The 14939-nt window shown below is 62.1% G+C and carries 11 protein-coding genes and 2 pseudogenes; 8 read left to right on the top strand and 5 right to left on the bottom strand.

Annotated features, from left to right (window positions below):
• Positions 1-274 precede the first annotated feature (274 nt).
• Positions 275-655 (bottom strand): hypothetical protein, encoded by a 381-nt coding sequence (locus tag BXE_RS27475; RefSeq protein ID WP_148223011.1) that lies wholly within the window; start codon positions 653-655, stop codon positions 275-277.
• A gap of 109 nt (positions 656-764) precedes the next feature.
• On the opposite strand from BXE_RS27475, the gene BXE_RS27480 reads away from it, so the two are divergent.
• The gene (locus BXE_RS27480; RefSeq protein ID WP_011491395.1) at positions 765-1652 is read left to right on the top strand and encodes an ATP-binding cassette domain-containing protein; all 888 of its coding nucleotides are present in this window, start codon (positions 765-767) and stop codon (positions 1650-1652) included.
• Between the two features lie 42 nt (positions 1653-1694).
• Positions 1695-3389 carry a cyclic peptide export ABC transporter gene (locus tag BXE_RS27485; RefSeq protein ID WP_011491396.1) on the top strand — a complete coding sequence of 565 codons (1695 nt, stop codon included), beginning with the start codon at positions 1695-1697 and terminating at the stop codon, positions 3387-3389.
• Between the two features lie 15 nt (positions 3390-3404).
• On the opposite strand, the pseudogene BXE_RS44580 reads toward BXE_RS27485, so the two are convergent.
• Positions 3405-3723, bottom strand: a pseudogene (locus BXE_RS44580) (MotA/TolQ/ExbB proton channel family protein); the annotation flags it as partial.
• Between the two features lie 130 nt (positions 3724-3853).
• Here BXE_RS44580 and BXE_RS27490 point away from each other — a divergent pair.
• Complete coding sequence (locus BXE_RS27490) at positions 3854-4369, top strand: dihydrofolate reductase (protein WP_011491397.1); 516 nt, start codon at positions 3854-3856, stop codon at positions 4367-4369.
• Positions 4370-4510: 141 nt separating this feature from the next.
• On the opposite strand, the gene BXE_RS27495 is transcribed toward BXE_RS27490, so the two are convergent.
• Entirely contained in the window at positions 4511-6697 is a 2187-nt protein-coding gene (locus BXE_RS27495) for a putative bifunctional diguanylate cyclase/phosphodiesterase (protein ID WP_011491398.1), read from the bottom strand.
• A 351-nt stretch (positions 6698-7048) separates the two neighbouring features.
• Here BXE_RS27495 and BXE_RS27500 point away from each other — a divergent pair.
• The 5 genes and pseudogenes from BXE_RS27500 to BXE_RS27520 all read left to right on the top strand — a co-directional run.
• Positions 7049-8782 (top strand): annotated as a pseudogene (locus tag BXE_RS27500) (PAS domain S-box protein); the annotation flags it as partial.
• A 152-nt stretch (positions 8783-8934) separates the two neighbouring features.
• Positions 8935-9192, top strand: a complete 258-nt coding sequence (locus BXE_RS48240; RefSeq protein ID WP_407668634.1) for a hypothetical protein — start codon at positions 8935-8937, stop codon at positions 9190-9192.
• Positions 9193-10675: 1483 nt separating this feature from the next.
• A complete protein-coding gene (locus BXE_RS27510; protein ID WP_011491401.1) occupies positions 10676-11023 on the top strand; it encodes a hypothetical protein in 348 nt (115 codons plus the stop codon).
• Between the two features lie 383 nt (positions 11024-11406).
• Complete coding sequence (locus tag BXE_RS27515; RefSeq protein ID WP_011491403.1) at positions 11407-11730, top strand: hypothetical protein; 324 nt, start codon at positions 11407-11409, stop codon at positions 11728-11730.
• A 52-nt stretch (positions 11731-11782) separates the two neighbouring features.
• Positions 11783-13105: an MFS transporter gene (locus tag BXE_RS27520; protein ID WP_011491404.1), complete on the top strand. Its 1323-nt coding sequence runs from the start codon at positions 11783-11785 to the stop codon at positions 13103-13105.
• 118 nt (positions 13106-13223) lie between these two features.
• On the opposite strand, the gene BXE_RS27525 is transcribed toward BXE_RS27520, so the two are convergent.
• Positions 13224-13805, bottom strand: a complete 582-nt coding sequence (locus tag BXE_RS27525; RefSeq protein ID WP_011491405.1) for a cysteine dioxygenase — start codon at positions 13803-13805, stop codon at positions 13224-13226.
• Between the two features lie 175 nt (positions 13806-13980).
• Entirely contained in the window at positions 13981-14826 is an 846-nt protein-coding gene (locus tag BXE_RS27530; RefSeq protein WP_011491406.1) for a LysR family transcriptional regulator, read from the bottom strand.
• Between the last annotated feature and the right edge of the window lie 113 nt (positions 14827-14939).

The following is a 14939-nucleotide window of genomic DNA, read 5'->3' on the forward strand; positions in this document are numbered from 1 at the left end:
CGAGGCGAAGGCGCCCTCCGTGCGCCGCATATCAGCGGAGCAGCGTGCACGCATGCGTACTGGCGTGGCTCTCGAGATATCGTTGAAACGAATGGATAGTTGGCGACACCGCCATATTTCTCAACGTGACGACGCCGATTTCGCGCTTCACGCCATTCTTCAGGTTCAGCGAACGTATTCCGGCGAGATTCTCTCTCCCATCAGAGAGCTGCGTGGGGTCTTCAGTTCATTGAACACCTTCAGCCAGAACTTCGCAACTTAGTGGCGATTGACTTCAGCGGGCCACGATCCAGCCTTCACGACCGGCCCAACCATACGCATGGATTCGAGTAATCTGCTGCCGGAGGGCTGCGGCAGCATGGATCGAGCCAGGCATAGGCAAGTCGAGAATGTGCCAACGGCCATCCATTGTCGTTTCGACAATAATCTCAGTATCGTCTTCCTTCCCAGTCAGGGTGTCAGGAGCCAATTCGAACAGTGGCTTCCCCGTGGCCTCGACAAGACTTGCGTGTCGTATGTGAGTCCGCATATCAATTGCGTCCTCAGAGTCGATACGACCGCCTGCTGACATATCTAAAAGATTGTTGGCCGGGTTGTTCCAAACTTTCGGCACGTGAACTGCGAGCCCGACCGGTCCTCGGCTGATGCCGATCATAATCCAGAGCCCGGCGTAGACTACAGAGATCGAAAGCGGAGCAACCTGTTGCTCGCTAACTAGCCGAGGTTGGCCATGCCGCGGCCCGGTCTTCGGTGGGAGTGAACCCATGACCCGGCCCGCGAACGTCGTGCCATTGCCCGTGACCCGCGCTCAATCCGCTGGCGCCAGCCTTGCGACGGACCGTGTGAATACGACGTGCGACAGGGTCACTGGAGCCGACGCGTCGATCTTCGAGTTGCGCGACGTGAGCTTCGCGCTGCCGGAGCGCACCCTGCTGCGCTCGCTCACGCTGACCTTGCCGGCCCGCCGCGTGATCGGACTGATCGGTCACAACGGCTCTGGCAAGTCGACGCTCATCAAGATTCTGGCGCGCCAGCAGTCGGCGAGCGGCGGCCAGATCCTGTTCGAAGGCAAGCCTCTTGAGCAGTGGCCGACGCGTGCGTTCGCGCAGAAGCTCGCGTATCTGCCGCAGCACACGCCGTCGGCGGCGGGGATTCTGGTGCGCGAACTGGTGGCGTTCGGCCGTTATCCGTGGCGTGGCGCGCTCGGCCGTTTCACCGACGCGGACCGCGCCAAGGTCGACGAAGCGATGGTGCTCACCGACGTGACCGGCTTCGCTGACCGGTTGGTCGACACGCTTTCGGGTGGCGAGCGCCAGCGGGTCTGGCTCGCCATGCTGATCGCGCAGGACGCCGACTATCTGCTCCTCGACGAACCGATCTCGGCGCTCGACGTCGCGCATCAGGTCGAGGTGCTGTCGCTGGTGCATCGGCTATCCACGGAGCGTGGTATCGGCATCATCGTGGTGTTGCACGACGTCAACATGGCCGCGCGCTATTGCGACGAAATCGTCGCGCTGCACAGTGGCAAACTGATCGCGCAAGGCACGCCGGATGAAATCCTGACCCCCGCGCAATTGCAGGCGATCTACGGCATTTCGATGGGCGTGATGCGACATCCCGACACCGGCGAGCCGGTCAGTTATGTCCGGTAAAAATATGGTGAACCGCGCACGACTCAACCGATGAGGAAAGTAATGACATCCACGACACCCGCGGCCGATTCGAAGGCAGGCCTTTCGCGCGAACTGGTGCGCCTTTTGCGCCCCTTTTGGCGCGTGACGCTGTTCGCGACCGTGATGGGCGCGATCGGCGGTCTGTCCACGGCATGGCTGCTCGCAACCATCAACAACGGACTGCATGCGCCGGGCGGTGCGAGCGCGCGCACCATCGGGCTGTTCGTCGCGCTGTGCGCGGTCACGCTGGTGGGGCGAGCGGCGGCCGGCGTCGGCAACAGCATGATCGGCCAGCAGATTATCGCGGCGCTGCGCAAGGAAATCTCGGCGCGCATCGTCTGCGCGCCGATCGCCGCGATCGAACGCTACAAGGTGCATCGCCTGCTCGCGACGCTGAACGGCGACGTGGACACCATCAGCGCCTTCACCTTCAATTTCTCCGGCTTCGCGATCGCGTTCGCCATCGTGATCGGGTGCATCGTTTATATGCTGGTGCTGTCGCCGTTGCTGTTCGTGCTTGCGGCCGCCGCGATCGCGCTCGGGCTGCTGATCAACCGCAACGCGTCGCGCCGCTGGATTCGTCACTACGAAGGCGTGCGCAGCGCGCAGGACGAGTTGCAGAAACAATACCGCGCAATCAGCGAAGGCGCGAAGGAGTTGCGCCTGAATCGCGAGCGGCGTCAACGCGTATACGGTGCGCAATTGTCCGGTGCGGCCGACACCATCGCCGATCTGAAAACGCGCGCGATGCGCGTGTTCTGGGCCACCGACGCCGCTAGTTCAACGCTGTTTTTCGCCGTGATCGGCGTGCTGCTGGCGGCACAGTACCGGCTCGGCGTCGATCCGCGCGTGATTAGCGGCTTCGTGATCGTGCTGCTGTATGTGCGCGGGCCGGTCGATCAACTGGCGGGTGCATTGCCCGCGCTCGGTCAGGCGCAGGTGTCGTTCCGGCGCATCGCGGAATTGACTGCGCAGTTCACGAGCCGCGAGCCGTATCTGCTCGACGATCAGGCGAACGCGTGCGAGCCGGAACGCATGACGGTGCGCGAGGACATCTCCTTACGCGCTGCGAGCTATACGTATGCTTCGAGCGGCGAAGCGGTGCCGTTCAGCCTCGGCCCAATCGATCTGACGATACGGCGCGGCGAGACCCTGTTCATTGTCGGCGAGAACGGCTGCGGAAAGACGACGCTCGTCAAGTTGCTGCTCGGACTTTATAGTCCGAGCTCCGGGCAACTGCTACTCGACGGCACGCCGATTCCAGCTGAACGCATCGACGCTTACCGGCAGATGTTTTCCGCAGTTTTCTCCGATTACTACCTGTTCGACGACCTCGTCGCGCGCGATCCGGAGATGGTGGCGCGCGCGCAGAAATGGCTCGAACATCTGGAGATCGCGCACAAGGTGAAGGTGAGCGACGGCGTGTTCTCAACCATCGATCTCTCGGCCGGGCAGCGCAAACGCCTCGCACTCGTGCATGCGATGCTTGAGGAGCGGCCGGTGATGATGTTCGACGAGTGGGCTGCCGACCAGGATCCCACTTTCCGTCGCGTGTTTTACAACGAGTTCCTGCCGGAATTGAAGCGGCAGGGCAAGACGTTGATCGTGATCTCGCACGACGACCGTTTCTTCGATACGGCCGATCGCGTGATCCGGCTGGCGGGCGGGAAGATTGTGGAAACGATCACGGGGGGTGAACTCGTGCGCGGCGTGTAAGCCGCAACGTGACGTTCAGGTCTCCCTGTGCTCACGCGACGACAACTGCCCGCCGGTGACGAAATAAGCGTGCAGGCTATGCGCGAAACGGTTCAGCTTCGTCAGGAGGCCTTGTTCGCCCGTACCCAATGCGCTCCCAGCATGGCGGGATTGGGACGAACAGGCCGAACCCGGTCATGATCAGCGACTCGTCGACCGGGCCCGCGACTTGGTCGGTAGAGGTCTGCCCCGATGTGGCGGTCGCCGGCAGCGCTTGATAGACGCTCCAGACCGGTCCGAACAGGCCCGCGAAAGGCTCGGTGCTGCCTTCCGAAGAGGATTGCCGAATGCCAGAAAAGACGTTCGGCATCACGCGTCGTGCGAGTGAGGCGCGCAATGCCCGACAGTTCAACCTAAGCGCTCGGTTGAGTACACTTCGCTGGCAGTCGTAGAATTCTTACGATATACATTTCCGAGGGGGGCCTATGCTGGCTGGGAAGCGGGTCGTGCTTGTTGCGGCCATGGCAGCAAATCGCGTCATCGGGCTTGGAAACGATATTCCATGGAGGATTCCCGGCGAACAGAAGCGCTTTCGAGAGCTGACGATGAACCAGCTTGTCGTGATGGGGCGTAGAACGTTTGAATCAATAGGCAAGCCGCTGCCTGGTCGAGATTTGCTGGTTTTGAGTTCGGGTACCAGCAGATTGGGCACGGTGCGAACCGTCAAGTCGTTCGCGGAAGTGACCGCTGCCGTTAATAATGACCCGCGGGAAGCTATTTTTGTCGGCGGGGGGCAGCAGGTTTACGCGATGCTCATGCCGTACGCTGACGTCGTCTATTTGACCGAGATTGACCTGCGCCCTCCCGGCGATGCTTTTTTTCCTGAGATCCCTGAACGGTTCAGCCTGCCGGACAGCGTGGATTTTCCGGGCGAGATACGCTACACGTTCAATACCTACGCAGTTGCGTCGGTGCATGAAGATCGGTTGCTCGACAGCTAGGGCCGGCTTCAGCTCCCGGCCGCAAGCGCACCCTCCGGCGATTGATACTCGATATTGCAGATCCTGCGCTGGTAATCCGCTACCTCATGGTAGAGCAGCCGCATTGAAGGGCGCAGCGGGTACTACGTGGCTGGCGACGGTTCACAGTATGGTTGGCGTGCCCCTGCCGTGATCAGCGGGCGGCCCAATGAACTGCCGCGCAAACTCCTCCGCGGGCATCGGCTTGCCGAACAGAAATCCCTGCGCGGTTTCACACCCTTTCTTGCGCAGCCGTGCGGCCTGCTCCCCGGTTTCCACGCCTTCGGCAATGACCTCAAGACCGAAGCTATGACCAAGGTAAAGGATCGCCCTGATGATGGCCGCGTCCGGAGGAGACTCCAGCATGGCGCGCACGAATGTCTGGTCGATCTTCAGCCGTGACAACGGATAGCGCTTGAGCATGCTGAGCGACGCATAGCCGGTACCGTAGTCGTCGAAGGCGATGCCCACGCCGCGCTGATGCAGTTCCCGAAGCGGTCCGAGCATATGCTCGTCATGACGCAGGATGATGTTCTCGGTAATTTCAAGTTCAAGCGCGGCAGGGGGCAGGTTGAACGCCTGCAGTGCAGCAAGAACCTTGTCCGCCAGGTCGCCCGTGCGGAACTGCGCGCCGAACAGGTTGACGCCCACACGGAAGTCCGGCACCAGGCTGCGCCATTGTGCCGCCTGCTCGCAGGCCATGCTGATGATCCAGTCGCCGATCCGTGGCGCGAGCAGGCCTGCTTCGATCGCCGGAAGGAAGGCGCCCGGGCCGAGCAGTCCCTTTTGCGGATGGCGCCATCGCAGCAGCGCTTCCGCGCCCACGAGCGTACTGTCGGCCAGCCTCACCTGTGGCTGGTAATGCAGCTCGAACTCCTGATGTGCGAGTGCCCTGGCCAGTTCACCCTGATACGCGCGCCTGAGCGTTGCCTCCTCGCGCAGGTCCGCGCTGAAAAAGCGGCGGCAATGTCGGCCCTCGGCCTTGGCCTGGTAGAGCGCGAGGTCGGCGCTCGAAAGCAGTTCCCGCACCGTCAGTCCGTCTCCGGGGAACATCGCAATGCCGATGCTGGCGCCAATATTCACGGGCTGCCCGTCAATGGTCAGCAGCTGTGACACTGCCGCGATCACGCTGTCCGCAATCTGTCCGGCCTCGACTGCATCAGGCAGTCCTGGCAGCAGGATCGCAAATTCATCGCCACCCATCCGGGCGACCGTGTCGCCAGATCGCGCGCAGGCCTGCAGGCGGCGGGCTACATTGACCAGAACCGCATCTCCGCCTGAATGGCCGAGACTGTCGTTGACGTCCTTGAAGCCGTCGAGGTCTACCATCATCACAGATGCCGTCATCTCTTTACTGAGGGCCAGCTCGACCTGCTCCCTGAGCATGGTCCGGTTAGGCAGTTCGGTCAGCGGATCGATGTGGGCCAGGCGGAGGAGCCGCTCCTCGTTCTGACGCCGCTCCGTAATGTCGCGCAGGATCGCGCCGAACCTGGGACGGCCGTCTTCGCGCCACATCGACCCGGACAGCTCGACCGGAATCATTGTTCCGTTGGCGGCCCGGACCATCATCTCCACGGTGCGCCCCTCGGTCAGCGATTCGCCGGCCGCGGCGAGCTGGTAGAGGCGCGCGGTGAACTGCTCGGGTGCGATGAGGTCGATGCTGCGGCCGAGTATTTCATCGGACCGGTATCCCAGCAGCTTCTCGGCCGCCGGATTCCAGAACGTCGTAAGGCCCTGCTCATCCGCGCAGATGATGGCGTCGGGCGAGGTGCCCGCGATCTTCTCGAACCGGAACTGGCTCGTGCGTCGCGCCATTTCCAGTCTGCGGATCTCGAGTTTGTCCAGCACGAGCGCCGCAAGGTCGCGCAGGTTGCGCCGGTCCTGTTCACCGAAATTCTCGCGGGGCCGGTGCCCGATAATGCACAGCGTACCGAGCGCGTGGCCGCTGGCGGTGCGCAGCGGTGCGCCCGCGTAGAAGCGGATAAAGGGTGCGCCAGTCACCAGCGGATTGTCGTGGAAACGCGCATCGACGCGGGCATCGGGAATGATCATGATGTCATCGCCTCTGATCGCATGCGCGCAGAACGATACATCGCGCGACGTTTCACAAACGTCCAGTCCCACGCTCGCGGCAAAAAGCTGTCTTTCGGTTTCGACCAGCGATATCAGTGCAATGGGAACACTGAAAATGCTGGCGGCAAGCTGGACCAGACGATCAAAACCCGGGTCTGAGAGCACCGATCCGATGCCGTATTCCGCAAGCGCCGCGAGACGGTTTTGCTCGGTTTCCTGTTCTGTAGACGATGCCATGCCCGCTCCCCCAAGCCGATCTGTTTTTCACGACACGCCGGCCTCCGGACGTGCCGTCCCTTAATGTAACTGCAACAGGAAGAATTGTAAGAACTAATGCAGGCCGTATTCCGCTAGGGCAAGTTGCAGCGCCTCGAGGATGGCCGGTTCATCGTCCACCAGCAGTACCCTGATCATCTTTACCGCCCGAAAGTTCCGGTTGCGTCAAGCAAGTTCTGATCCAACTGTTCTTCTCCTCGCGCTGATAGAGTCGATTGTCATAGAGGTGGTCTGGGCCCAGGTTGCCATACCGGATTTCTACGTCTGGGACAGGTGTTCCGGAAACAGATGCGCAAGCAATGCACCTGATAGATGACGACCCCCGAACCGAAGGACATGCAGCCCGATACAAGCGACTGGACCCGGCGGTGGGTCGGGTCGACCAGGGACTATTCCGTGTTCCTGATTACCCCCGAGGGCAGGGTGGCCAGCTGGAACGAGGGCGGTATCCGCACCGAGGGATACCAGCCGCAGGAAATCCTCGGCCAGCATTTTTCCGTTCTCTATACGGATAAGGACCGTCGTGATGGTTTCCCCGATGCGGTGATGGACAGTGTCCGGCAAACGGGGTGTCACGACTCGGAAGGATGGCGCCGGCGAAAGGACGGGAGCACCTTCTGGGCGAGCGTGGACACCACCGCCCTGCGCGATGACCGGGGACTGTTCGACGGTGCCGTTCAGGTGGTGCGCGACGTAAGCGAGAAGCGCCGGGCGAATGAGGCCGTGCTTGAAAGCGAGCAGCGTTTCCGGTTTCCGGCTGCTGGTGCAAGGGGTGACCGATTACGCCATCTTCATGCTCTCGCCCGACGGGTATGTGACGAACTGGAACAGCGGCGCCCGGCGGATCAAGGGCTACAGCGCCGAAGAGATTGTCGGTTCGCATTTCTCACGGTTCTATACGCCGGAAGACGCCGCTGCGGGCTCACCCCAGCGCGGCCTTGAGACGGCTGCCCGCGAAGGCCGGTTCGAAGCGGAAGGCCGGCGCGTGCGTCGGGACGGGACGACTTTCTGGGCACACGTGGTACTCGATGCAATCCGTGATGACGAGGGAAAGCCCTCGGGGTTTGCGAAGATCACGCGGGACATCACCGAGCGGCGCGAGGTCAATGAACTTCTGGGAAAAACGCGGGCCGCGCTGTTCCAGGCGCAGAAAATGGAGGCGATCGGCAAGCTGACGGGTGGCGTCGCGCATGACTTCAACAACGTCCTGCAGGTGCTGAGGGGCAACCTCGAACTGCTCGAGAACCGGCATCGCCGGGACGCCTGGAGCGGTGAGCGGCTCGCCCATGCGATCGATGCCGTCGAGCGGGGTGCCAAACTCGCGTCGCAACTCCTCGCGTTTGGCCGGCGGCAGGTGTTGCGCCCGGTTGTCGTCAATCTTTCAGCGGCGGTGCACGGAATAGATAACATGCTTGCTCGCGCGCTGGGTGACACGATCAATGTGGAGACGGTGGTGGCGGCGGGCCTATGGAATGCGCTCGTCGATATCCATCAGCTCGAGAATGTGCTGCTGAACCTGGCTATCAATGCGCGCGACGCGATGCCCTCAGGGGGGCGTCTCACCATCGACCATCCGGGTTTATCTGCCAAGGTCAACGGAAACGGCTGTTGATCCGCACGCAAGACACGACCACAGCCTAATGAGGGGCGGCAAGGAAACCATCCTCGTCGTGGAGGACGATGCCAGGGTTCAGTCAAGGGTCGTCAACATGCTCACGGACCTGGGCCGCGGTTCTGAAGGCAGATGATGCGGAGCAGGCGCTTGCCGTGATACGAAGCGGTGTTCATATCGACGTTCTATTTACGGATGTGGTCATGCCTGGCACGCTGCGAAGTCCTGAAATGGCCCGCGAGGCAGCCCTGCCGCTGCCGCACCTGAAGATTCTTTTCACTTCCGGTTACACCCAGAACGCAGTCGTGCATGGAGGACGACTGGACCCCGGCGTTGAACTGCTGGGCAAGCCTTACAGCCAGGAAGAACTTGCGCACAAGCTGCGCCGTATTCTCGGCACACCGGGCGAGGCGATCAACGTGGCGTCTGACGATGCGGACACCGCTCGGTCTGGTACTGCCGCGTGGTCCGCAGGGCCATTGCATGTCCTGGTCGTCGAGGATGACGCGGCTTCGTTAGATGCAGTCTGCGAAATCCTCCAGATGCTCGTCACGGTACGGCAGAGGCGACGCATGCGTCCGAGGTCATGGAGCGGCTCAATGCCGGGAGATTCGATGTCCTGCTCACTGATCTGAACCTTCCCGGCGTCTCCGGACTCGAGCTTGCAAAACGGGCTCTCGCAGTACACCCGGATATACACGTGGTACTTGCATCAGGAGATGAGTTGCCGGACAACTCGATGCATGGCTTTCCGTGTGCAAAACTACGCAAACCTTACACTGTAGATGACCTCGACCATGTCCTCCGGGTGATTCAACGCACGTTGCATGCTAATCGTCGTTAGCCACTCATTGGGCCCGTCGAATTCTCGCATGGCAGGTCGGTGACGTTAGCCTCGGGCTCCCATGCCTGGGCCGTCGGTCACGTTATCCAACCGCTCGTACGCGACCGTCTCTCGTGCTCCGCCGCGATATTCGATCCCGAATCCGCAATTGCTCCGCCGTTCGTGTCGAAACAGGCGGCGACAGGTCCCCTATGACGAGTGGATAAGGGTACCGGGCGCGTTCGTCGCTGCGGTTGACAAACGGCTCTTTACAGCGGTTCAGACCAAGCTCGCACGTAGCAGGCGCCGACCGACGCGCGACGAAATCATCGATGGCATGCGTAAGGTGATAAGCCGCGCAGGCAGGATCAATCAGAAGTTGCTAAAGCACTACAGGCGCGCCTCGTCAACGGAGCAGATGGCGCACGAGTTTCGCAGTCTCAACGAAGCGTACAAAGTCATCGGCTATGGGCCGAACCTCGATCCCGAGCACTCCGAAAACCGAGGGGGCGAGCGCAATATGGAACGACTAGTTGCGGAAGCGTAACCGCAATGCGGCGGGATCTCGGACGCGATGCCCGGTATGAAAAGCACACCATCGCGACAAAGCCCTTTTCTTTTGGCCCGACTGCACGCCCTGCACGAACTTCGTGGGGACGCGGCGCGTCCGTATTCGAGCTGCATGCATCGGCGGGGCGCCACAACTTGTCGGTGCGCTTCCTCGTCGGTGCGTGGCGCCCAAAACCGGCGGTAGCCTATCCTGCAATACCGTGTTTTCAGTGCGGTTTTTGTCGCCCGGCGTAAACGTTTTGCGCAGAGGTTTCCGTCACGGCGTAAACCTCTGTTCAGGCCCCGAAGTATCGCGTGCGAATGGCGTGCGAACCGTGTGCGAAGGCCGTGCGAAACCGCTGCGCAGAGGTCTCCCTTCGGGCGCAAACGAAATGCGTATGCCGGTGCGCAAACGGATGCTCTTCCCGTGCGCAGTACTCGCGTTTATCGGTCCATTCCGTGCGCATGGCATGCCCACGATTGTGCGTATGTCGTCATGCTAAACGCACGTGTGACGTGTGCAGAAGTGGCGCGATACAGGGTGCAGGTCTGGCGTTGCCGCGTTGCAAGCCATACACAGGTCGGGTGCTATCGATGTCCGATCCACGTCGTTGCCACGTTTGCCGATCTCGCGCTGTCGATACTCATCCGCCGTCTATCGATGACCGACGGCCGTGCGTAACGTGAGGGTGCACCGTGCGAACCTAGTGCGTAGCGCGAGCGAACCTCGATGCGTAACGGGGCGTGAATGCGGAGCGTCAATGGCGGATGTGTCGCGCATGTACGACAGGCGTTAAAAGTGCGTTGTGCTCACCGCTTCCCATCACGTCCCATGCGTTCCCGTACCCGTTTGCCGCGCGAAAACAGGTAGTTGACGGGTGCGTTTGCTGTGCGCAGGATGGTCACAGGTCCGTGCGTTAACGGCGCGCAGGAAGGTGTGCACGGGAGGGTGACAATGCCTGTCGCGAGGGTCTATACGAAGTCGCAATGGGAGGCGTTTGCCCGTGCGCTCGACGCGCTGCCTGAAAAGCCCGATGCAGAACGCGGGGTCACGGTGCGCGATGCTATGAAGGACATGCGCGCGCGCGTACGCGCGGCGCAGGCAAAGGGCTACACGCTGGAGCAGATCGCGGAACACGCGAAGTCGCACGGAATCGACATTACGGCGGGCGCGATCCGCTACGGGCTGCGCGCAGCCGGGAAGGGTAGCGTCGCGAACGGCACACGCGCGGCGTCAGGCGGGAGAGCAGCAGGCACGCCTCAACGTTCGCCACGCTGCGATGCCTGCCCGTGCGGTGAGTGAGAGGTTCAGATTTTGGCATCACGCAGCGCCTGTTTCACGTCTACAGGACAGGAATAAATTTCTGCAGAACCCGATGGGGGCCGCGCCGCTTCGGCGCATCGGCCGAATCCAGCGCTGAATTTGTCGTACCAGCACCGAATCGTTTCGTACGCCACCGCGTCACTCCCGCGGCTAACCGCCCGAACGCTCCCTGTTTCCCGCAACCTGTGCACGCCGAATGCGCATTTGCGGGAATACCCCATGACGATACGCGGAGAAAACGCTTTAAAGTAAACGTAATGCAGGATGTGTGTCCTGATATATAGGACATGAGACCGGCGATCGCTGCGTCGGCACGAGGCGTGAGTTCACGCGTCGCCGCAGGTCGACCAGGAGGTGGCTCGATGAACGGTTTGGTGCTTACCCTGATATTCGCGGTACTGAACAACGTCGGCTATGGTCTGCTGCTGTTGCTCCTCCCGTCGGGACTCACGAACGTGTTCGGATCGCTGGGTGTGCCGAACTTCGTGCATGCGCCGTTCTATATGCCCGGGGCTTATCCCGCTTACGAACGGGTTCAACTCACCGGTAACTTCCGGATCGCACTGCTGATTGCGCCCGTGCTGGACGCGGCGTTAGGCGTGTTTTGCGCGCCGGCGTGGCGGCTATGCCGCACCCGGCCAGGCATGATCGTGCGGGCCGCTGCTCTTCCGACGGTTGCCATGTAGTCCCTGCGCGCACAACCCGAAAAACGCACTTCATATCGCAACGGAGAGAGCAATGGCAACACCCGATAAACAGGAATCGCCGGTACGCACCATCCTTCGCGTGACGAGCGGCAATTTTCTGGAGATGTACGATTTCTCTGTGTACGGTTTTTACGCCGTGTCGATTTCGCATGCGCTGTTTCCACGCGGCAACGAGTTCGTCTCACTGATGCTCTCGCTCGCCACCTTCGGCGTCGGCTTCCTGATGCGGCCGATCGGTGCGCTGGTACTCGGCTCGTACATCGACCGCAAAGGCCGCCGCGCTGGCCTGCTATTGACGCTGGCGCTGATGGCGGCGGGCATGCTGATGATCACCTTCACACCGGGGTATCAGACCATCGGCATGGCCGCGCCGGTGATCGTCGTGCTGGGGCGGTTGCTGCAAGGCTTTTCCGCAGGCGCGGAACTGGGCGGCGTGTCGGTTTATCTCGCCGAGATCGCGCCGCCCGGCAAGCGCGGCTTCTGGGTGAGCTGGCAGTCCGCCAGCCAGCAGGCCGCAGTGGTGTTCGCCGCGGTGCTGGGCGTGGCGCTGCGCTGGCAACTCACGCCGCAGCAGATGGATAGCTGGGGCTGGCGTATTCCGTTCGTGATCGGCTGCCTGATCATTCCTGTGCTGTTCACGATCCGCCGTCGTTTGCGCGAAACGGAGGCGTTCGAGAAGCGGACCCGGCATCCGTCGACACGCGAAATTTTCACGTCGCTCAGCGTCAACGCGAGGCGCATTACCGGCGCGATCATGATGGTCACGCTGACGGCGGTGATGTTCAACCTCATCACCGCCTATACGCCGACTTTCGGCAGCCGCGTGCTGCATCTTCCGGAACTCGATTCATTCGCGGTGGCGATGGCGGTGGGCGTAGTCAACTTCGCGATGTTGCCGATCGTCGGCGCGCTATCGGATCGGATCGGCCGACGGCCCGTGCTGCTCGTGTGCGCGGCGCTGGTGATCCTCACGGCCTATCCGTTGATGCTGTGGCTCGTGCAGGCGCCGAGTTTCGCGCGGCTGCTGGCCGTCGAGGTGTGGTACGCGATGATCTACGGATCGTGGCAGGCGGGCATGGTGGTGGCACTCACCGAACTCATGCCGGCGCATATACGCGGCACCGGCTTTTCGCTGGTGTGGAGTCTCGCGCAAGCGATCTTCGGCGGCTTCACGCCGGTCATCTGCACGGTGCTGATCCACATGACCGGCAATCGCGCGATGCCCGCGCTGTGGGTGTCGCTCGCGGCGGTGGTAGCTCTGATCGCCACGCTGCGGATGTACCGCGACCGGCCGTCCGCAGGCGATCGTTCCGACGATCTGCGCGACCCAGCGCTCCGCCATCAGCCCTCGTAGCGGCGCGGCCATCGTTTGACAGGTTTGACAGACAGAAGCGGGGCGCGTCCGGTGGACTGGACGCTCCCCGCTGCATGAATCTTACTGTCGCGAGCTGCCGGACGGCTTGCTTCGGCGCTCAGTTCGCATTCCAGAGATTCGGCACCACGCTCGACGAGAAACCCGATACGAATTCTTTCACGCCACCGGTCTCACCGTTGTACACGTGGCGTCGCACACGGCCAATATTTGCGCCGTACACGTGAATGCTGATCGACACGCGATCGTCGTACACATTGCTCACCTGATGCACGTCGCCGACAGAAGGCGACACCACGTCGATCCCGCCTTCCTCCAGCACGTCGGTCTGCGCCACGCGCAGAGGCTGGTCCGGTCCCACGACTTCAAAGCGTGTGGAGTGCTCGGAACCGCGCAGCATGCCGATCATGCCCCACACGGTGTGATCGTGAATCGGCGTCTTCTGACCCGGTCCCCAGACGAAACTCACCACCGAGAAGCGCTGTTTCGGATCGCAGTGCAACAAATACTGTTGATAGAACTCGGGATGTGGCTGCGCGAACGCGTCGGGCAGCCAGTCGTCCTTGGCCAGCAGTCGAGTCATGGGTGCGCGCATTCTGTCCAGCAGAGCGGCCTCGTGTAGGTCATCGCCGACGATGTCGGTCAGATCGCTGACGAATTCGCGTAGGCGAGCAATGCTCATACAGGTCTCCTTGGTGTTGGATCAGGGAAAGAGTGCGCGCAGTGTCGTGCTCAGGTGAGCGGGCCGCGTCGCGTGCTGGACCGGCCTTCATGCGGCGGGAGTGTCAGGTCGGCCACCTTAGGTGGCTTGTACCCGGCTCTGGATAAACCGGCGACGATCACGTCGCCAAGACGCCTCACGCAATGTGTGGCGCGTCCGAGGTTTTCCGGATAAACGCGCCAGACGTGCGGCAGCGGTTTGAATCGGCCAGTTCGATGCGTTGCAGCGCGGGTGCGAACGCACTCGTTTCCAGCATGTTTTCCGGCACGAAACCGAGGCCCACGCCACGCGCCACCAGTCCGAGTTTCTGCTCGGTGCCGAAAGTGGCGATGCGTATCGCCAATGGCAGCCCGCGATCGCTGAGCGCGCGCTGCAGCGAATCACGAAAGCCACAGCCTTCGGGGCTAAGCACCCATTCGCGATCGTGCAGTTCATCCAGTCGCGCACGGGCCGGCGCCGAGCCGCGCTGAGCGACCACCACCATCGGCAGCACGCCGATCGACTCGGCAAGCAGGCCGCTATTGAACCGTGCGGACTCGGGCAGGACAGCGATCGCCGCATCGACTGCGCCCTGACGCAATTGTCCGATGACTTCGGTGCTCCAGCCCGACGCGACTTCGACTTCCATCTGCGGAAAGGCTTCGCGCAGCGCGGGCAGCGCGTCGAACAGCGCCAGTTCCGCCAGCGTCTCCGCCACACCGACGCGCAGCCGCCCGGTAAGCGGAGCGTCGGCGCGGATCAGGTCCTCGATCAGTTCGACATCGCGCATCACGTTCATGCACAGATCGAACACGCGCCGGCCAAGCGGCGTCGGCCGGCTCGGCTTGGTGTTGCGGTCGAGCAGCAGCACGCCGAGATCCTTCTCGAGGCTCTGCACGCGCCGCGTGACGGCCGGCTGATGCGTGAGCAGCACTTCCGCTGCGCCGGTGACCGACTCGCTGCGCACTACCGCGACGAAGGCGTGAATGTCTTCCAATTTCATCAGGTTCGCTCCAACGCCCGCGGGGGATACGCCATGACGATCGGATGGTTGCGTGCACAGACGCGTGCGCTGTTGCAGCATATGGGCTGTTAGACTGTTGCAAAGCATAGGAC

Source organism: Paraburkholderia xenovorans LB400 (assembly GCF_000013645.1).
GTDB lineage: Bacteria > Pseudomonadota > Gammaproteobacteria > Burkholderiales > Burkholderiaceae > Paraburkholderia > Paraburkholderia xenovorans.